We start from the raw sequence: 19,600 nt of genomic DNA on the forward strand, positions 1-19,600 counted from the left end.
TTTTCGTGTCAGATCCTTTATATTACATCTTACCTTCCCGCTGCAAAAACCGCAGCCGGTAACAATTCATTGTCACTTCACCAAGCCGCTGCAGGAGTTGATAGTTCGCATACGCTCCCACCGGTGCACCGATGACAGGTACGAGCTGCAGCATTTTGGCTAGGTCAATATAATCGCGGTATTCTTGCTGAAATTTCTCCCAGTCTATGTGGTTTTCCATATTTGTATCCCACGTTTCAATGGCCTTCCATATTTCTTTCCGGTGATTATCGCTTGAGAAAGCAAGCTGAAATACGTGAAGAATGAATAACCGCTCTTCTTCTTTGCTCGTATCATAGCCGTACAATGTTGCTGCGTCAAATAAAAATTTAATTTTAATGCTGAGCAGCAGCGGGAAGTCAGCAAGCCCAAGTAAAAATCCCCCGGCTCCTGTCCCGGCTCCTTCTGCGGCTGCAATTTTTTTATACTCATCGATCTTCTTTAGCACTTCTTCATCTCTTCTTTGCAGTGACCAATCTGTTTCTTTTAGCCTCGGTTTGATAAAATTCGAACCAATACTAATGCCCTGTACCATCTTTTTAATTGTTTCTGTAAGTATATTTTGCACTTTTTCTGGAATGAGCTGCTGCATTTTCGTTTGAACTGCTTTAGAGAAACGTGTCATTGCAGAAGAATTTTTTATCATTTTTGTTTTCCATTGCTGTAATTCTAAGATGACCTTTTGTTCATATTCAGTCATTCTTTTCTTCCTTTCCCTATGTTCGGGATAAAGTGAAACTTCCATCAGTGACGCTTTTCTCACTGATGGAAAGCCCTCCCAATCGGGCTTTTACGGGCAGTTATTCCCCACCTATCTTCTTCACTTCTCCCTCAATCTTGATCTTACTGCCCGTTAATGCAGGATAATTTTTTTAAACGCTTCACCCCATATTGATAGACAAACAAGACACTAAATACCATATTTGCAAGAAAAACAATTCCTGTCATCATGATATCTTTCGTTGCAAACGCAAATAGTACAGTGAAAATAACACCGCCTACGCAGAGTAACGTACATAATAACGTCAGAAAATCCTTCATTTTCGCTTCTTCTGAAATCGGATATAGCTCAAGCCATAATTTCAAACGATGATGCTTCCATAAACTTAACAGCTGATAACCGATTAAATATAAAAACACGACACCGACAAGAAGACGTGCATATAGAAACGGCACAAAGTATAAAATCAAACCGCCAATTGTCAGTAAGCGGGCATACAATCCAAAGTAATTTCCTGAGCGTAAAAACGTGCGCAAGAATAAGAATAAATATGGCCGTTTATCTGAGGCAATCTGAAGAATAAAATCAAGCCATTTGCGGCGAGCTACCCGTTCTTTTAACGCCGGTACATCCACAAACATATTGGCAATGCGGTACAGCAGCATCATTTTCTTGCCTTCTTCGGCAATTAAATATTCCCAGTTTAGCGGTTTTCCTTTTACTTTCTGGTGCAAATAGACAAGATAAATCACCATCGCCATGACGATTGCTCCCATATACATAACAGAAGCGCGCTCGACAAGGAAATACACAAAGAAAAAGTTAAATACAAAACGGACAAACCAGTCAGTGAGATGAATACGATTATCCGTTATATACGACTTTTCCCACGTCACAAATAAATTCCAGCCTTTACTTAACACAATCGCAAGTACAATGATTATGTATGTTTGTCCTGATTGTTTCATCTGCTGGAAATAAAGCGGAGCAAGCGCCGCACTTACCATCATCGCAATATACAGCTGAATGATAAACGTAAATTGAAATGCTTTTACGAAATATGCTTTTAATTTTTCTTCTACTGGAAGTAAATATACAAGATCCGCTTCTTTTAATAACGTTTGAATGGATCCTGCCGTTAATACAAGTCCGAGCAGAACTGCCATCACAAATGCGGTCGGAAATGCAGGCGTTAATGTTTGCAGCCATTGCTGATAATAATACGCACCCGCTCCGATAATAAACACAAAAATAAATTTCAAATGATCATTAAATACATATTTACCATATGTACGCGTTTCCTTTAAAAAATGACGAAATCTTTCTTTCCATAGCCCTTTACTATTCATCAGCATCTTCTTCCTTCGTTAGTGCAATGTAAATATCATCAAGCGTTGCCCCCGGCATATGAAACTCGCTTTGCAGCTGTTCAAGTGTACCCTGTGCACGAATTTCACCTTGATGCAAAATAATGAAGGAATCGCAATAACGCTCTGCGGTTGCTAAAATATGTGTACTCATTAAAATGCCCGCACCGCTTTTCTTTACTTGGTCCATCATTTGCAGCAGCGATTGAATCGCTAGCGGGTCTAGTCCAACAAATGGTTCATCCACAATATATAAAGAAGGCTCGACTAAAAATGCACTCATAATCATTACTTTTTGTTTCATCCCTTTTGAAAAATGGGATGGAAACCACTTCAAACGATTTTTCATACGAAATTCTTTTAACAGCTTTTCTACGCGTTCTTCGTATTCTTTCCCTTCAACGCCATACGCCATTGCCGTTAACTTTAAATGCTCTTCTAACGTTAGCTCCTCATAGAGCACAGGTGTTTCTGGAATAAACGAGAAACTAGAGCGATATGCTGTCATATTATCTTTTAACGTCTTACCGTTAATCGTAATATGACCTTGTTTCGGCTCCATTAATCCGATAATATGTTTGATCGTTGTACTTTTTCCCGCGCCGTTTAAACCGATTAAACCGACAAGTTCTCCTTTCTTAACAGAGAATGAAATATTTTGTAATACAGGACGCTTCGTATATCCGCCTGTGACATTTTCCACCCGTAATAATTGTTCCATATGACACCACTTTCTTCATTATATATGTATATGTAATCATCTTACCAAAAAAGTAAAGCTCCTACATAGTACTGAACTTTTTTTAAAAGAAAAAATTTCCTTTACATATCTCCAGCAAAAGCGGACATCATAATTAGTGAGGAAGGAACACATTGAAAAAGCAGCCATAAAAGTGATGAACACAGCCTAGCGAACTCATCATGAAATGGGGTGTCTATAATGGACAAAGGTGATTTACACGGAGCCATATAATTTGTTTCATTTTAGAAACGGGGTGTCTCGCGGAGAGTATATACTGTTTTATAAAATAAACAATTCATTTCCGAAGGATTGCAATATCATTTCATTGTAAATGGGGTGTCAACGGCAGAATATATGTCGAGTTACCGCGCATTTCCTAAAAAATGAGGTGTCTCCTAAAGGTAGATTAAACGAAAATGCTTTTTCAAACCTTCTTCAGAAGGCAGGAAGCTGATAGGCTTCCTGCTTTTCGTGTTTTTTCTATTATGTAATTATGGTAAAATACGGCTAAGACAACTGAAAGGATGAGGAATATGAATCATACAGCAGACAATTGTATTTTTTGTAAAATTATTGAAGGGCAAATTCCTTGCGCAAAAGTATATGAAGATGAACATGTACTCGCTTTTCTTGATATTAGCCAAGTTACAAAAGGACATACACTCGTAATTCCAAAAGTACATAAACAAGATGTATTCGCATTAACACCAGAAATTGCTTCACACATTTTCTCTGTCGTTCCAAAAATTTCAAATGCGATTAAAGCTGAATATAATCCAGTTGGTTTCAACTTATTAAATAATAATGGAGAAAAAGCCGGACAAACTGTCTTTCACTTCCATCTTCATTTAATCCCACGCTACGGCGAAAAAGACGGTTTCGGTGCTGTATGGAAATCTCACCAAAGTGATTACACAATGGAAGAGTTACAAAACATTGCAAACACAATTGCAACTAGCGTAAAGTAACACTATTATCAGACATGATGAATTGAAAAGATCAGAACTTTATTATCTATTGCAGTATGTACAATAAAATTGTACATGCCATACACACCCCGCCAATGAACGCAAATCTAACAACTTGCTGCTTTACCAAAAGTATTGGCGGGTACGATCTTTTCTGTTTTAAAATAAAAAATAATTGCATTGCTCGTACAAGAAAGAAAAGACTGACAATAAAACAAATATTTGTAATCAATTTCACTTTTCTCCCCCCTTGTCTTATGCATATGCACAGTTTTACACATCATGAGTATAACAATGTTGTGTAACTTCCATCTGTGATGGCGAGTTGCACAAATTAAGGAGGTCCTTTTCATGTCAAAATCTAAATCCTTTCTAACTGGCGTCATTTGCGGCGGAGCTGTCGCTGGACTTGCTGTGCTCTTCTCTACTCCTTCATCTGGAAGAGATATGCGCAATAAGTTAAAAGAAAAAGGAAATGACATAAAGAAAACACTGGCTGACATTACAGCAGATACAAAATTATTAAGACGACAAATTGTTGAAACAGCTTCTGAAGGAAAAGAAGTGATTCAAGAATTAAAAGTTGATATGCACGAAACATTCTCCTCATGGAGACAAGATATTTCTCAAAATAAGCGCCACATTGAACGAGAAATTGAAAACATTCAAAAATCAATTGAAAAGTTACAACAAGCGGTTCCTGACAAAGCGTAATTTTTCGTATATAACAAATAGTTTTGATTCTTATCGTCTCTTATACGGCACATGACATACATGTGCCGTATTTTTTATACAATAATACTCATTTCCCTTTTACATCCAAATCAGAATAAAATTCCGGCAATCTTTGTCCTGTCCTACAAGGAAACGCTTTTATTACCACTCGAATTTTGTATAGTTTTGTCATTTTAACGAAAAATTTTCACAATTCTAACAAAAACACTTTATTAATTTTTATTTTACTGGCATAATAGATGGTAATGAATAAGAATTGTATAAAGTGGGTGAATCGATGAAAAACGGAGAAAAAAGTTATTCAATAAAAGAAGCGATGATTTTTAGTCAACGCATGGCTCAATTATCAAAAGCATTATGGAAGTGTGTAGAAAAAGATTGGCAGCAATGGATTAAACCATACGATTTAAATATTAATGAACATCATATTTTATGGATTGCATATCATTTAAAAGGGGCTTCTATTTCAGAAATTGCAAAATTCGGTGTCATGCACGTATCCACGGCTTTTAACTTCTCTAAAAAACTAGAAGAACGCGGTCTGCTTATATTTTCAAAGAAAGAAGATGACAAACGAAACACGTATATTGAAATTACAGAAAAGGGAGAAGAACTGCTGTTGCAATTAATGGAGGAATATGACCCTGAAAGTAATTCTGTCTTTAACGGCGCCTTAGCTCTTCGTAATTTCTACGGTAAGTTCCCAGAAAACATCGAATTAATTGCCATTTTACGAAATGTTTACGGACAAGACTTCATCGACATTTTCGAGAAATCACTGGATAATATCGAGGAAGGTTTTGTAGAGCACGATGAAAAACTTGTTAAAAAAGGCTAAATGATTATCGTTTCGCTATCATACGTAAAAATTCTTGCATCAATGGTTGAAATAAACCTTGACGTTCGAGCGCTTCCGCCGTCTCTTTTCCTTCGAGGCTTTGTGGAAGCGCTCTTTCAAATTTATTTAACAGTTCATCAAAGAAAAGCAAACCTTCTTGCTTTTCCATTATGTATTGCTCATTCATTTGTTCACAAAGAACTAGCAAATATTCTACATCACATTTCATCACTTTCTTCTTTATAATGAGAGAGTAAAATGGACACTTTTGTTCATCTATCATATTAAAAAGAAGTGATACATAATATTCTGCTTGTTCTAATCGTTTCACAACGTCCATTTTCTTCCCTCTCTTTCTATACAAATCTCTACTATTCAACATAAAAATCGACCTACTCTCGCCCACCCTAAAAAAGGGGATATCTTTTTTAATTTGTATGGATATAATCTAAGTTCCGCTATTTCAGAATTTTATAACACGAACAAATTATCGTATGATACAATCAGATTATATGTATTTTCGCCAAAGGAGGACTCTCCTCGTGACAATTACAATTATATTTATTGCTTTTGCACTTATCGTTCTAACTTATACAAACCTTATGACACATACACTGTGTCAACAAAAACAAATGTCTGATCGACGTCAAACGAGTGTCTTTCGGTTCATTAACGTATGTATTACCATTCTATTAATTTCTAGTTATATAGAAATTATATTTCATGCAAAGTGAGGAAGGAAACCCCTTCCTCACTTTTTTCCTCTATAAACAAATTATACCTACTATTACTAATAAAATAAATAACACAAGCCACAAAATTAATTGTTGATTCATGATAAATTCAACCTCCTCATTTCTCTTTGTATGCGTGTAAGCCCAGAATGGTGACATGACCGAATCTGACAATCCTCGCAGGCAAATGGGGATTTTTTCTTTATCAATAGGAAAACGGACTGAAATATGTTATATTAAATTTTGTACATATTGCTTATACTATAAATTGAAACTTCCATTAGTGGGGGCTTACTGCCCGTTCATGCGGGATTAAAAAATACATAATAGTAGGAGTGTTTATTTCATGAAGAAAGCAATTCTTGCCCTAGCTGTAACGAGTGTGTTCACATTATCAGCATGTGGCACTTCTGACAAAGTTGTAACATCAAAAGCTGGGGACGTAACAAAAGATGAGTTCTACAACGCAATGAAACAACAAGGCGGTAAAAACGTCTTACGTAACCTAGTAATGGAAAAAGTATTTGTTAAAAACTACCCAGTAAAAGATGATGCCGTTAATAAACGATTTGACGAATACAAAAAGCAATACGGCGATCAATTTACTGCTGCATTAAAACAAAGCGGCATGACTGAAAAACAATTAAAAGAAACTGTTCGCGGTGAACTTGCAATGAATGAAGCTGTGAAGAAAAACATCACAGATAAAGAAGTAAAAGACAATTACAAACCTGAAATTAAAGCAAGCCACATTCTTGTAAAAGATGAAGCAACTGCGAAAAAAGTAAAAGACGAACTTGCACAAGGAAAATCTTTTGAAGACTTAGCAAAACAGTACTCTGAAGATCCAGGTTCAAAAGATAAAGGCGGCGACTTAGGATACTTCAAATCAGGTCAAATGGTAAAAGAATTTGAAGATGCTGCATTTAAATTGAAAAAAGACGAAGTAAGTGATCCTGTAAAATCACAATTCGGTTACCATATCATTAAAGTAACTGATATTAAAGAATTAAAACCATTCGATCAAGAAAAAGACCGTATTAAAAGCGATCTTGCTGACAAAAAAATGAAAGATCCACAATTCATGAACGATCTTGTTACAAAAGAAATGAAAAAAGCAGATGTGAAGATCGAAGATAAAGACTTAAAAGATATTTTCGAAGCTCCAAAAGCAGACAGCTCATCTAAGAAATAATGAAAAAGCTCGGCAATTGCCGGGCTTTTTTATTTTAGGTATCAGACTATAAAAAAATAGTTGTAGACTGAAAAGGTGTTTTCTGTACACGAGAGTTTTTTCAGAAGAACCGAAAAAACTTTCCATTCATTAATCTGTAAAAACTCAAAAATTGGCTTGTTTATAGAGTTAAAAAGACTGGGCAAGACGGAATCCAAGGTCGTCTATGCAAAAGGATGGATGGCTACGACGACGACACGAAGCCCCGCAACCTCTCGCCTCTTCAGCCCAGCTACCACCTCGGAAAATTCGATAGGAGCCGTATACTTGTTCATCATATAAATCCCAACACCACTCCCAAACATTCCCTAACATATCATACAGGCCCCATGCATTCGGTTCCTTTCTTCCTACTTCATGGATTTTCCCTCCTGAATTTTCATCATACCAAGCAATTTGATCAAGCTCTCCATACCTATAACCAGTAGTCCCTGCTTTACATGCATATTGCCACTCTGCTTCTGAAGGAAGTCGATAGCCATCTGCTTCCCAATCACAAATAATGTTTTCGCCATCGTTACTTATAGAATAACACTCTTTCAATCCAGCTTTCTGTGAAAGTAGATTACAAAAGGAAATTGCATCGTTCCAAGAAATATTCACAACCGGTTTTAGATCTCCGTCAAAAGAATGAGGTGATTTATTTGTAACCGCATAGTATAGATCCATAGTTACAGGATACCGAGCAAGAAGAAACGGTCTTATTTCAGCTTTCCATTTGCTTTTTATTCTATCGTCTCTTAATTCTATTTCGCCCCCTGGAATTTTTGCCATGGGATAGTCAATGTAACTCTTTATTTCATTTGACACTATGCCCACCACCTAACGAATTTCATTTTACAAATTTTACCTCACCTAGAACCATTAAAGCAATACAAAAATTACGTTGTTTTTTGCAGATAACTACTTGTTATCCATTCATGCATTTACAGATTTGTAAAAGAACAAGGTTGTATAGGGTATGCATGTTCATAGTGCTCCATTAGACTAAATAGCAGGTATTCAATTTTTATAAGGGAAATAAGAACAATTCTGAGAGAGCATCTGGCCATGCATAGAAGCAACTTATATGTCGAAAAATTAAAATGGATTTATATGGTAACTAACCCTATAATATTTATAAAGTAGTTTTATATTGTTCCAATTCAAACGAATACTAGTGCTCACTCATCTGTAATTCACATATAAATAATTGGAATACATTTTGTATAGAGGTGAGATTATGAATTCTTCTTCATTTTACTCTATTGTGATTATAATTGCTGTGTTGGTCTTATGGCGTAGAACTAGGGCAATGTATCGTCCGATTAAAGGAAACGGAATCCGTCTTCTCTTCCCCATATTATTTCTGCTATTACCTAGTCTTCCCTTAATCCTGAATCCAAATATACATGTCGCTGGCTGGGAATGGATTTGTGCCGTTATCTTTGGATTCCTTTTGTCAATTCCACTTATTTGGACCACTAACTATGAACTCCGATCCGATCAGCAAATTTATGCTGTAAGAAACAACAGCTTTATCATTAGCTTTATCATCGTATTTATTATCCGATTTTTACTTCGTGATTATTTAAAATGGCTAGGTCCAGAAACAGAAGTAGCACTATTTATGACTGTAGCGCTGGGATACATCTTACCTTGGAGAATTATCTCTTTCATCAAATTTCGGCAACTATACAAAAGTCGAATCCGAAGTAACGACAACATTGACTTCCAATAATCCAGCACTTGTGGTACAGATAACTCATCGCATAATCGTTCAAGCACCGTATACTCGCGTTCAAGCTTTGCTTTTGAATAAGGAATTTTTATATAAACGATGCGATGATCCATTAACTTAATTTTATAAACTGCTGAACTAAAAGACTGCGGAACATCCTCAATTGTTAACACATTCAAATTAAATCTTTCAATTGCTTGTTGCAACTTATCCATTTAAAAATCCCCTCCCATTCATTTGAAACCCACATATATACTACTTTTCTCTCTTACAAATCTGTAAGCTTTTTGTCACCTATATAAATAGTACTAACTACATGACAGTACTATAATTACTAACTATAAAGCAGTTATTTTATAAAAAATATCCCTACACACGGAGGTTTCATATGAAAAAATATATTTTAGCTTCACTACCATTTATTTTAGGAATCGGATGCATCGTTGGTTTTAATACTGCCGGATCTACAGTCGCTCCAGATGGTAAACTTGTAGAACCATTTTATTTATTACCAATGGGTTATTCGTTAATCGCTATCGGTATCGTTAGTCTTTTTGTAAGTAAAATGAAGAAAGTTAAGAGATAGACTAAAAAAAGAGCTTTCAGAAAGCTCTTTTTTAGTTTATTGAACGTTTGTAATGATATATTTTCCTTCTTCATTCTTATCGATTTCCCCTGCAAAAGTTAAATCGACATGAACCTCATTAATTTTCCACGCTTTTTGATCTGTATCATATAATGCTGTAATTTGAACATTTGAGAGTTGATCTTTTTCAGGAGAATACTTGCCAGCTGGAAGGTGGTATTTTGCTACCCCTTCCATTTTTAAAATAGGGTATCCTTTCTCATTTGATACAATCTTTACTACTTCTTTATTTAAATATGATTTTACAAGAGTTCCTTTCCAAGGCTCAAAGAGTGTATTACGAGCTGCTGAAGCAAAAGATTCTGCCTTTGAATTTTTATACTTTTCAGTTATTGTAGTGAAGGGTTCAATACTTTGTTTTATGCTCGCATCCCCATATTCTTTCAAAAACGTATGGAAAAATTGATTAACTTTGTCTTCATCCACTTTAAACATATACTTTTCTACCGTCCATGGAGAAGTTTTTGGTTTATCATTAATTTTAGAAATTCCATCTTTCGCCCAAGGAAAATTCGCCTTTAATTGTACTTCTTTTCCATCTTTCTCATTAATTGGACCAATTTTTTTTGATTCCTCATCTCCAACCTTAATACCTGTAGGTTTTCCTTTAAACATAATTTCTGAACCTATAAATTCTTTCGATAAGTTTAACTCGTTTCCTTTCAAATTAAGTGACACATCTTTTACTGGATCGTCTCCTCCTACATGTATAGTTGTTTTATCTGTTACAGTCGTCCATTTATATTTTTTTACTCCTATTAGCTCGTAATTCCCAGGTAAAAAGGGTTTATCAAAAACAGAAGGTTTAATTTTCTCTCCATTCAAAGATAGAGCAACATCTTTATCTATATTTTTTAAATTAATTTTCACTTTTGCTGGTCTAACAACATAATTATCAAAAAACAACCAACTTTTCCCCTCTTTTACTATTGTATATGGTAGTACGCCTTTGGTTCGTACCTCTAATGCTTGAGGAACTACATTAGTCTTTTCTATATCCATAGCATCTACCATTATTGGATACATTTGCTTATACTTACTTGATTCTTTTAAAAATGATTTTACGCCATCTTTGGCAAACGGAGAAGATTGTGCATCCTTTGGTAAAATCGATAAGAAAACATCAACATCTTGTTTTTCAAAAGCTTGTTGTACCTTTTCTCGAACATCTTCTTTAGAATGCCGGAATAATAGTCCAGTTATAATGAATCCTATAATACAAAGTAAAACAATACCTGTTGCTAATACACCTTTTCTACTTTTTAAATAAGAAACTTCCACGACCCCTGTCCCCTTTCCGAATTTTTACAATTCTATTATAAGGTAGTTTAGAAGTTTTAAAAAGTATTAAAAATTAAATTTTCAGATAAAATAACCTTTTATAGTTAATAAGGTTATTAAGCTACAAAATGATGGTTGTTCGTATGTATCATTACTCCATAAATTTCCTATACACATGCATAACTTGAACCGTTTCAAACCCTAACGATTTATACAGATTTCCTGCCTTACTATTCCCTTCTATATAACAAAGTTGAATGGAAGTAGCCCCTTTACTTAATGCTTTATTTATCCCAAATTGCGTAATTTTTTTGCCATATCCCTTTCCCTGATATGACGGTGAAACCATAATATGATCTAAGTATCCATCTTCAACGGTAATTGCTCCTACGAGCTCTTCATTATGTAACGTTACATATATCGGCTTGTTAGATAACATCTTTTTATCTTTTTCACTTAGCGGGATTACATATGGTTTAAAATCATTTTTCACAGCGATTTCATAAAAACATTCTGCTCTGCACTCGGCATATTGTTCGTAAAACTTACCTTCATAAGGAATGAATTCAATATCTACCTCTGATTGAACCCCTCCCGTATAACACATACTTGGTGATCCAAACCACTTTTTATACCCTAACCTTTCATAAAAAGAAGCTGGATTTTCTATATCTACTCTCACTTCCGTAACTAAAATACTCGGATTTTCACTTTCTACAAGCCTATAAATTTCTTGATGAAGTAACGTACCGACTCCTTTTCCTCTTTCTCTTGGATCAACGTAAACTTGAATATCCCACTCCCTTTTCTCTTCATTTCTCATAATTACAAAAGCGAAGCCCTTTACTCCTAATTCATCCCACACTAAAAAATGTTTAACCTTCTTATAAATATTCATCATATGATTCAAATCAACATCTATTACTTCCATACTACTCATTTGCATAAGCTGCTCTAAATCTTCAAACTTACATTCCCTTATCATATACAGTTCTCCTCTAATTGAAATTTCATCTTTCTCCCTAACATGAAAATATTCTCTAAAATTCTTTGATTTCCTATAAAAAACATGAAAATATGCTTGTTGTAGCCTTGGAATCAAGTTTGATTAAATGAACTTAATAAACCTTGATTCCAAGGTAAATAGAAAAAGCGTATTTTGAAAAAAAAGATTGATCAAAACACGCTTTTTCTATATTCAAATGAAACTACTTGATATCAAATTTTTACGTCGATACACACTTAACACGATACCCATTAAAAACGCATGAAACAGAGTTGGTATCAATCCGTAGCTAATAAAAGGCAAGGATATAGAAGCAATCGGTAATAAACCTATGATCATGCCAACGTTATAAATGAACTGGACTACAAAAAGAGTCATTCCACCAACAAGAAGCAATTTACCATACCGATCATTTATTTTATAAGATATGACCATTATCCTTGCTACAAAAAGAGAAAGAATCAAAACAAGGATTAGCGCAAACAAATAACCATAATAGTAAGTCAAACTTGCAAACACAAAATCAGTACGTGCAGCATGATGAATGAACTTCATATTTCCAGATGCACCAAACCACCCTGCTGACGACATTACCTCTTTTAAACGTATATACATAAACCCTGCGCCATGTGCATCTTGCTCTGGATTTATGTACCCTAAAATTCTAGCCAAAAGGACTCCCTTTACTGAGGGATGGAAAAATAATTCACCGATGATAGATAAACAAATTGGTACAACTGTAATGATCAGTGCCTTTTTCTTTCCTAACTTACTCCACCAAAGCATAACGAATACCATCGTGATATAGATAAAGGTTGTTGAAAGACTTGGCATAGTTAAGAATAGACGCAAAGAAAACAAGTACAAAATCCCAAGATGCCACACCTTTAACCTACTGTTATTGAAAAAAGAAGCCCAAGCTAGAAAAAAGAATGGTACAGTCATTAAACATCCAATTGTAATGGGACCAATTTTTATTAACGATTCTCCATACATTGAGGCGTTTGAAAAATTGCCTAGCATTAATAGGATGAGTACTCCGATTGTGTAAAACAGCCATCCCAATCTCTCTAGTTTCCGATAATCAATCATCATCATCCCAAGAGCCGTCACAACACCAAGAATAACACACATCACCTTATTCATTAACAAATCATTCGTATGTCCAAGGGCTACAACTGGCAAAAAACCTAGCCCCATAGCAGTCACTAATAAAATAATAATGAACCAATCAACCTTTGGCTTATGAAGTTTGTTAAGTTCTTGACCAAGTTTGATTGGACTTCCCATTTGTTCAACAGCTTTGTCTTCAGCAACTTCCTCACTTAACCCTTTCTCTATCCACATATTCTTAGCCGTCTTCAAGTGAAATTCCAATTCAGCTGCCACAAAATTCTTTGCTTCCTTTGATTTAATATGGTTGGTGACTTCTTTTAAAAAATGATCCCCTTTTTTGTTCAATTTTGTCTCACTCCTGTATCAATCCTTTTAATATAAATCGTTTCTTTGTAGAAGTTTTTTCTGCCTTTCGTAATATCTTTCTTCCCTTATCATTTAATTGATAATATTTAGCTCCTGAATGATCCCAACTTGATTGGATAAAATGATTCTGTTCTAGACGATGTAATAAGGTGTATAAAAAACCTTCATTTCCTTCAAATTTTTGAATCCCTCTCCCCCGTAATAGCTGTGCCAAGTCGTATCCGGTTTTTTCAGAAATGAGAAGTTGTAAAACTGCTAATAAGATATCTTCTTCATTTTCGTATGGTTTATTGATTTTTTCGTAAACCTGCTTACGATGCTGATCAGAAAAATTCAAATGTGTAAAGGTTGTTTTCTCCATTGACTTTCGTAGCCCTTTTAATCGATCTTCCATTTGATTATTCCTCCAATCCTTTCTTCAAGAGTTCCTTGGCTCTTTTAAGTCTTGTTTTAATAGTGTTTTCCTTCACTTCTATTACCATAGCAATATCTTTGATTGGCAATTCTTCAAAATAAAAGAGATAAATCACTTCTCGATATTTTATTGGTAAGTTCATTACTGCAGAAGCCAGCCTACGATCCTCATCATTTTGAATAACAGTCTGTTCAACACTTTCTTTTTGAGCCCCAGTATACGTAGATTCATTTTCTGTAACGATTACCTTTTTGTTATACCAACTTTTTATATAGTCCTTACAATGATTAATAGCAATTCTCCACACCCATGTTCTTAACTTCGATTTTCCTTTGTATGTATGAAAAGACTTGTAACATTTAACAAATATATCTTGGGTTAAGTCTTCAGCGACCTCTTTATTATTTACATACGAATAAACAAGCTGTAAAATCTCCTGTCCATACTTGTTCATTATTTCATCTATAAGGGCTTCCTTATCTTCTATTTCAAACACCTCTGCTGTTAATTCATCCATATCATTTCCTCCTTCCCATTTATTAGACGACGTACTCCGTTGAAAAGTTTTTTACAAATTATCAATCTTTATTTTAAATCAACACTTGTAAAATCTGTACCACTACACCCCCATCATAAAAAAGGAGGAGCTGACCCAAAAAGTTTGGGCCAGCTCCTCCTTTCTTCTATGTCCACTGATATATCGATTGTTCTTTGCAATATATCGACGCAAATCAAAATATATCGACTCTTCGACACAGTATATCGACTTCCCGACGATATTCGACATACGAGTAGCCGAGGCGCTGAATTGAATCATACCGAAAAGAAAGGATCTGACTAAAAAGTGGCCTTTTTAGTCAGATCCTTTTTTATACATTTTCTCCACTACACCGCTATTTCCAAAATAACTTTTGCCCCGCCTAGCTTTTCTGAATGACTTAAGTAAATATTTCCACCATGCTGCTTCGCAAAGTTTTTAGCAATATATAGTCCGATTCCATGGTGATGTTTTGAGTTTCTACTTTTATCTCCTCTAAAAAACTGCTCTGTGGCTGCATTCATTTCTTCTTTTGTAAATCCTCTTCCTGCGTCCTCGATAATAAATTGGACCTTATCATTCATGGTTTCAACTGAAAACTTCAAGTCACCATGTACTGGGGAATATTCAATGGCATTCATCATCACATTCATAATCGCTCTTTTCAAAGCAGCCTCATCAGCATGAATAAAATTTGGTATTTCTTTAACCTCTTTGATTAGGTTTAACTGTTTGTCCAAAGCACAAATTGCACTTTCCTCTATAAGATTATTAATAAAGTTTTGGAGTTCTATTTGCTTAAATTGAAGTGAAGTAACTTTCTCACTTTTCGTAATGTCGAGCAATGATTGCATATACATTTCCATTTCAGCAACACTTTTCAAAATATGCTCATTACATTTCTTTTGATCCGAATCTAGCACGAATTCATTTAACAGCTCGGCATTCCCTCTCAGTATCGTTAATGGCGTTTTGACATCATGTGCTAAAGCAGCAATCTGTTCTCTTCGATTCGTTTCCATCTCCCACTGTTTACGCAGTGAATCGTTCAGTTCATCTTTCATTTTTACTAAGGAATCTAATATTTCATTCACTTCTATTATTCTAGATTGCTCTACTTGAAAATCTAAATCTTCCTTTTGAATTTTATCAGTTACCTTTTTCAAAACCAGCATTTCCTTTGACAATGATTTACCAAAAGAACGAGATAGAAATAACACTTCTGCAGCAAATAATAGGATAAAAGAGAGAATCAAAGAAATGTCCGGGATTGGTAAATACTTCTGCAAAACAGGATTTTTATAATTCGTATGCAAAGTATATAAAACGACACAAATATCTTTATTTCGCTTCATAACTGCATAGTAGTATCCTCCGCCACCTATTTGATTGTTCTGGACGTTATCCCATATTTGCCTCGCATCATTTTTATGAATATTTCCTTGAATAATTTTTCCTGAAAAGTCATACACAACATATTTATATTGTTTTAAAATCCGATCATCGCCCTGTTCCGCTTTTACTATGGCGTCTCTTTGCGATTCAATCTGTTTCTCATAATAATTGGCCGGAAGAATCACCCCTGTGTTAACTCCAAAGCTGAACAAACTCATATGAATAGCAACTAAAGCAATCGTCCCTATTGAAAATGCGAAAATATACCGTATAAAAATTTTGCGGAGATTAATTTGTTTTTTCACTTTTTCCATTTATATCCGATTCCCCACACTGTTTCGATTGGATTCATACCATACTTAGCTAATTTGTAGCGAACATTTTTAATATGTTCCACAATGACTTGATTGTCACTATCACCATCATATCCAAAAACATTTTCATAGATTTTTTCTCTTGAAAAGACTTGACCGTGATTCAAAGCTAAATATTCACAAATTCCGTACTCGCTTTTCGTAAACGGAATAACTGTTTCGTCATACTTTATTTCTTTACACGATAGATTAAATGTAAGACCCGACAGAGAAAATGCATTTTGCTTTTCCCTATGTTCACGCCTTACATGTGCTGACACTCTTGCACGCAGTTCGCCAATTCCAAAAGGTTTTGTAATATAATCATCTCCGCCAAGACTAAGCCCTGTGATCAAATCCTTTTCCATTGTTTTCGCAGTTAGAAACACAATTGGACTATCCACCAAGTTTCGGATCTCCTTACAAAGTGTAAATCCATCTATTTCCGGCATCATGACATCTAATAGAATTAAATCATAATGACAAAACTTGTTCTTGGAAATCGTAAGAGGATTACGAACGGCAGTTACCTCATGTCCTTCTTTTTCTAAAGCGCTTTTTATAATATAAAGAATGCCTTCTTCATCATCAATTGCTAATATTTTTGCCATACAGGTCCCCTCCTCTAACTTCCATTATAATGCTGTGTTTACAAAATGTGTTTACATTTCTTTCCGCCCTTCATAGTAGGAAAACCAAATAAGGGACATAACAAACGCAATGATCGTTGAGCAAATACATATAACTACTCCCATTTGAGTATCTCCTGGCACAGCATGAAACGAATCTGGACTCAATCTGTATGCAAAAAAACTACTGCACAATCTTATCCCCCACGCACACGGCATATATTTCCAAATAATCTCTCCCATCCCGGTAATCATTAAAGCCGCCAGCAAGCTTTCTATAATTCCCATTCCAATGGAAGCACCTTTACTAAAGCGAAAGTTCAAAAACAGATGGAATAGATACATAAAAATCTGACATCCAAAAAGGACGAAAGAAATCTCGAAATAGGAAGAAAATGGAAGTTCATTCTGCCCTAGCAGAAAATGAAACCCTGCCGCAAACCCAAAGACTGCCAATATAGTCGAACAAAACCCGCATATTAACAGCAAACATACTTTACTAATAAATGCTTTTTGCTTTCCGTATTCTGTTGATAAAAGTTCTGTAAAGTTCCCTGCCAACGATTCCTGTTCCACAACAAAAGAACATACAACACTAATTAGCAAAGGAAAAACCATGGATAACGCTTGTATATAGACTGGAACCTTACTAATAGAATCAACTTTGGAAAAGGAATAGTAACTTAAAAAAAGAACAATCCCGATGATTGGCATCACTATGTGTACCCAGTAAAAAATTGTACCCTTCACCTTTAGAAAATCAGCTCTTAATACCCTCGACAAAACTCCCATTTTATTTTGCCTCCTGCTTTGCAAACCATTTTGTCGTTATATAGGTGAAGAAAAGGAACAGCACTACCGAAATGACTACGCTTGGCAGTATTACAGAATAGGATAGAAGTTCTGGGGTAAACGTTGCACTCTTTGGTTCTGCATACAACCCATTCGGTAATATTTTTACAATTGGTATCATGAGCCTACTTGGATATGTAAATGGATTCATCCACCACATACTTTTTGTTGCAAATAGAATTCCTAAAAATACATTTGCTCCCATATTTAAGAGAATTGTCGGAAATAAACCTATTTTGTTACCTAAAAACAAGCAGATAGGAATTTGCCACATAATAGTTACGATTAAAACAATGCTTCCTAATAATACATTCATCGAAGGAATGATTTTGAAGTTCTCTTTGTTTACTAGTAAGCTAGATAACTGTATTCCACAAAAAATAATTATGCAGGAACAGATTAAAATCCCTAAAATCAGTAATATTTTAGAAAGCCATACTCGTTTTAATGAAATTGGTAAAGATAAAATGGCCCGATTATTCATTTCTTTATCCTTCTCCACAATAAGGACACAACTTAAAGAAAGCATTCCAGGAAGAATAGTAGTGTACCACCAGTTGTAACTGGATAATTGAAAATAATCCATCGATAATAAAAAAGCTAACAACATTGTAGCGAATGGAGCTAACCATATAAGCTTATTCAAAAAAGTATGTCTGATTTTGATTTTTTCAGCTGCAACATATGGAATCATTTCCTATGCCTCCCTTCTATATTTTCCAGCCACTTGTACAAATAAGCTTTCCAAGTCTGTATTCTTATTCAGTTCTCCCTGATAACCCAATACACCGTTCGATATAATCCCAACATGATCTGCAACCTGGCTTACTTCGGTTAAAATGTGACTGGATAAAATAACGGTCATTCCTTTGCTAGGAAAAGAAAGAATCAATTCTCTTAATTCCTGTATACCAAAAGGATCAAGTCCATTCATTGGCTCGTCTAATATTAAAAGCTTCGGATGATTAAGCAATGCAATGGCAATTCCCAATCGTTGCTTCATTCCCATCGAAAATTTCCCTGCCTTTTTCTTCCCTGTATTCTCTAGCTCCACAACACGCAGTACCTCATCAATCCTTGACTTGGGCAACCCTAAAGCAGTCGTACGAACGAGCAAATTTTCTCTTGCTGTTAAATTTTCATAAAGCGGAGGTGACTCAATTAAAGCACCAATAGAATGTAGATCTTGCCGCATCCATGTATGACCATCAAAATTAATCTCACCAGAAGTAGGTGTAAGCATGCCTGTTATCATTTTCAAAGTAGTCGATTTCCCCGCCCCATTTGCACCTAATAATCCATAGATTGAATGTTTCGGTACAGAAAGTGAAATATCTTGTACCACCCTTTGCTTTTGAAATACTTTACAAAGATTCTTTGTTTCTAAAATCATCTCACTCATTCTAAACTTCCTCCTTGTATTTGGTGAGTCTAGAATAAATGACAATTATAAGGATTCTATAAGGAAAGTAAAAAAACATAGCTATCTATAGCTATGTCTAAAAGTGCTCCTAAAGGCGATATTGATTTTATTGCTTTACGCACATAGAAAACAAGTCTTTCGCTACAGTCCCCATTCATCTTTCAATTAATTACTATATAATTTTATTTCTGAAGCTGAAGTAAATCCACCGTATTGCAACTAAATGAAATTAAGAAAGGATCGGGAGTCATAACAAAAAATGTTGCAATGGCTCTTTCCTTTTTTCGAATTCATTGTCTTCTAATTCATTATTTACCTTTGCTTCTATACATGATTTCCTTATTTTTCACAAAAAACTATCCACCCATTAGAGAGGCCACTGAAAAACTTAAGTTTTTCATCTCATAAAACATATGTAAAACAAGAAAGGCGGCTTTTTGTTCAATTTTGAACGAAAAGCCGCCTTTCTTTCTATATTTTTG

Annotated in this window: 24 protein-coding genes and 1 pseudogene; 7 read left to right on the top strand and 18 right to left on the bottom strand. The window is 35.0% G+C overall.

Annotated elements, in window-relative coordinates; all coding sequences use genetic code 11:
* Positions 1 to 22 precede the first annotated feature (22 nt).
* The 3 genes from MR076_RS24085 to MR076_RS24095 form a co-directional block, all read right to left on the bottom strand.
* Positions 23 to 739, bottom strand: a complete 717-nt coding sequence (locus MR076_RS24085; RefSeq protein WP_242224913.1) for an EcsC family protein — start codon at positions 737 to 739, stop codon at positions 23 to 25.
* Between the two features lie 143 nt (positions 740 to 882).
* A complete protein-coding gene (locus tag MR076_RS24090) occupies positions 883 to 2,109 on the bottom strand; it encodes an ABC transporter permease (protein ID WP_242224915.1) in 1,227 nt (408 codons plus the stop codon).
* The gene (locus tag MR076_RS24095; RefSeq protein WP_242224917.1) at positions 2,102 to 2,848 is read right to left on the bottom strand and encodes an ABC transporter ATP-binding protein; all 747 of its coding nucleotides are present in this window, start codon (positions 2,846 to 2,848) and stop codon (positions 2,102 to 2,104) included. Before MR076_RS24095 ends, MR076_RS24090 begins: the two co-directional genes overlap by 8 nt.
* A gap of 554 nt (positions 2,849 to 3,402) precedes the next feature.
* On the opposite strand from MR076_RS24095, the gene MR076_RS24100 reads away from it, so the two are divergent.
* Positions 3,403 to 3,837, top strand: coding sequence for an HIT family protein (locus MR076_RS24100; RefSeq protein ID WP_242224919.1), 435 nt, complete (start codon positions 3,403 to 3,405; stop codon positions 3,835 to 3,837).
* A 46-nt stretch (positions 3,838 to 3,883) separates the two neighbouring features.
* Here MR076_RS24100 and MR076_RS24105 read toward each other — a convergent pair whose 3' ends face one another.
* Positions 3,884 to 4,075, bottom strand: a complete 192-nt coding sequence (locus MR076_RS24105; RefSeq protein WP_242224921.1) for a membrane protein YhzF — start codon at positions 4,073 to 4,075, stop codon at positions 3,884 to 3,886.
* A gap of 113 nt (positions 4,076 to 4,188) precedes the next feature.
* Here MR076_RS24105 and MR076_RS24110 point away from each other — a divergent pair, with 113 nt between their 5' ends.
* Positions 4,189 to 4,551 (top strand): YtxH domain-containing protein, encoded by a 363-nt coding sequence (locus MR076_RS24110; RefSeq protein ID WP_242224923.1) that lies wholly within the window; start codon positions 4,189 to 4,191, stop codon positions 4,549 to 4,551.
* A gap of 298 nt (positions 4,552 to 4,849) precedes the next feature.
* On the top strand, positions 4,850 to 5,410 hold the full coding sequence (locus MR076_RS24115; RefSeq protein ID WP_242224925.1) for an HTH-type transcriptional regulator Hpr: 561 nt from the start codon (positions 4,850 to 4,852) through the stop codon (positions 5,408 to 5,410).
* Between the two features lie 4 nt (positions 5,411 to 5,414).
* Here MR076_RS24115 and MR076_RS24120 read toward each other — a convergent pair whose 3' ends face one another.
* The gene (locus MR076_RS24120; RefSeq protein ID WP_242224927.1) at positions 5,415 to 5,750 is read right to left on the bottom strand and encodes a DUF1878 family protein; all 336 of its coding nucleotides are present in this window, start codon (positions 5,748 to 5,750) and stop codon (positions 5,415 to 5,417) included.
* Positions 5,751 to 5,922: 172 nt separating this feature from the next.
* Here MR076_RS24120 and MR076_RS24125 point away from each other — a divergent pair, with 172 nt between their 5' ends.
* A complete protein-coding gene (locus MR076_RS24125) occupies positions 5,923 to 6,144 on the top strand; it encodes a hypothetical protein (RefSeq protein WP_242224946.1) in 222 nt (73 codons plus the stop codon).
* Between the two features lie 30 nt (positions 6,145 to 6,174).
* On the opposite strand, the gene MR076_RS26635 is transcribed toward MR076_RS24125, so the two are convergent.
* Positions 6,175 to 6,318 carry a YjcZ family sporulation protein gene (locus tag MR076_RS26635; RefSeq protein ID WP_396021734.1) on the bottom strand — a complete coding sequence of 48 codons (144 nt, stop codon included), beginning with the start codon at positions 6,316 to 6,318 and terminating at the stop codon, positions 6,175 to 6,177.
* Positions 6,319 to 6,490: 172 nt separating this feature from the next.
* Here MR076_RS26635 and prsA point away from each other — a divergent pair, with 172 nt between their 5' ends.
* Positions 6,491 to 7,339: a peptidylprolyl isomerase PrsA gene (prsA, locus tag MR076_RS24130; RefSeq protein ID WP_242224929.1), complete on the top strand. Its 849-nt coding sequence runs from the start codon at positions 6,491 to 6,493 to the stop codon at positions 7,337 to 7,339.
* Between the two features lie 168 nt (positions 7,340 to 7,507).
* Here prsA and MR076_RS24135 read toward each other — a convergent pair whose 3' ends face one another.
* On the bottom strand, positions 7,508 to 8,152 hold the full coding sequence (locus tag MR076_RS24135; RefSeq protein WP_242224948.1) for a formylglycine-generating enzyme family protein: 645 nt from the start codon (positions 8,150 to 8,152) through the stop codon (positions 7,508 to 7,510).
* A 448-nt stretch (positions 8,153 to 8,600) separates the two neighbouring features.
* Between MR076_RS24135 and MR076_RS24140 the strand changes: the two genes are divergently transcribed.
* On the top strand, positions 8,601 to 9,098 hold the full coding sequence (locus MR076_RS24140; RefSeq protein ID WP_313897364.1) for a CcdC protein domain-containing protein: 498 nt from the start codon (positions 8,601 to 8,603) through the stop codon (positions 9,096 to 9,098).
* Here MR076_RS24140 and MR076_RS26900 read toward each other — a convergent pair.
* Positions 9,089 to 9,313 (bottom strand): annotated as a pseudogene (locus MR076_RS26900) (aminoglycoside phosphotransferase family protein); the annotation flags it as partial. The gene MR076_RS24140 and the pseudogene MR076_RS26900 sit on opposite strands and share 10 nt — an antisense overlap.
* Before the next feature lie 173 nt (positions 9,314 to 9,486).
* Between MR076_RS26900 and MR076_RS24145 the strand changes: the two are divergent.
* Positions 9,487 to 9,684, top strand: coding sequence for a DUF3955 domain-containing protein (locus tag MR076_RS24145; RefSeq protein ID WP_242224931.1), 198 nt, complete (start codon positions 9,487 to 9,489; stop codon positions 9,682 to 9,684).
* 36 nt (positions 9,685 to 9,720) lie between these two features.
* Here the strand turns inward: MR076_RS24145 and MR076_RS24150 are convergent, their stop codons facing one another.
* From MR076_RS24150 to MR076_RS24195, 10 genes are all read right to left on the bottom strand, one after another.
* The gene (locus MR076_RS24150; RefSeq protein ID WP_242224933.1) at positions 9,721 to 11,025 is read right to left on the bottom strand and encodes a zinc ribbon domain-containing protein; all 1,305 of its coding nucleotides are present in this window, start codon (positions 11,023 to 11,025) and stop codon (positions 9,721 to 9,723) included.
* A gap of 151 nt (positions 11,026 to 11,176) precedes the next feature.
* Positions 11,177 to 12,010 (bottom strand): GNAT family N-acetyltransferase, encoded by an 834-nt coding sequence (locus MR076_RS24155; RefSeq protein WP_242224936.1) that lies wholly within the window; start codon positions 12,008 to 12,010, stop codon positions 11,177 to 11,179.
* Between the two features lie 213 nt (positions 12,011 to 12,223).
* A complete protein-coding gene (locus tag MR076_RS24160; protein ID WP_242224938.1) occupies positions 12,224 to 13,492 on the bottom strand; it encodes an FtsW/RodA/SpoVE family cell cycle protein in 1,269 nt (422 codons plus the stop codon).
* 7 nt (positions 13,493 to 13,499) lie between these two features.
* The gene (locus MR076_RS24165; RefSeq protein ID WP_242224939.1) at positions 13,500 to 13,907 is read right to left on the bottom strand and encodes a PadR family transcriptional regulator; all 408 of its coding nucleotides are present in this window, start codon (positions 13,905 to 13,907) and stop codon (positions 13,500 to 13,502) included.
* 4 nt (positions 13,908 to 13,911) lie between these two features.
* On the bottom strand, positions 13,912 to 14,445 hold the full coding sequence (locus MR076_RS24170) for a sigma-70 family RNA polymerase sigma factor (RefSeq protein ID WP_242224940.1): 534 nt from the start codon (positions 14,443 to 14,445) through the stop codon (positions 13,912 to 13,914).
* Between the two features lie 368 nt (positions 14,446 to 14,813).
* On the bottom strand, positions 14,814 to 16,175 hold the full coding sequence (locus MR076_RS24175; RefSeq protein ID WP_242224941.1) for a sensor histidine kinase: 1,362 nt from the start codon (positions 16,173 to 16,175) through the stop codon (positions 14,814 to 14,816).
* Positions 16,163 to 16,825, bottom strand: coding sequence for a response regulator transcription factor (locus tag MR076_RS24180; protein WP_242224942.1), 663 nt, complete (start codon positions 16,823 to 16,825; stop codon positions 16,163 to 16,165). The genes MR076_RS24175 and MR076_RS24180 overlap by 13 nt, the downstream gene beginning before the upstream one ends.
* A gap of 51 nt (positions 16,826 to 16,876) precedes the next feature.
* Positions 16,877 to 17,635 carry a lantibiotic immunity ABC transporter MutG family permease subunit gene (locus MR076_RS24185; RefSeq protein ID WP_242224943.1) on the bottom strand — a complete coding sequence of 253 codons (759 nt, stop codon included), beginning with the start codon at positions 17,633 to 17,635 and terminating at the stop codon, positions 16,877 to 16,879.
* Position 17,636: 1 nt separating this feature from the next.
* Complete coding sequence (locus MR076_RS24190) at positions 17,637 to 18,389, bottom strand: lantibiotic immunity ABC transporter MutE/EpiE family permease subunit (protein WP_242224944.1); 753 nt, start codon at positions 18,387 to 18,389, stop codon at positions 17,637 to 17,639.
* Between the two features lie 3 nt (positions 18,390 to 18,392).
* Entirely contained in the window at positions 18,393 to 19,097 is a 705-nt protein-coding gene (locus tag MR076_RS24195; RefSeq protein WP_242224945.1) for a lantibiotic protection ABC transporter ATP-binding protein, read from the bottom strand.
* Positions 19,098 to 19,600 lie beyond the last annotated feature (503 nt).

The sequence above is a fragment of the Bacillus cereus group sp. BfR-BA-01380 genome (assembly GCF_022663535.1).
Lineage (GTDB): Bacteria > Bacillota > Bacilli > Bacillales > Bacillaceae_G > Bacillus_A > Bacillus_A cereus_BB.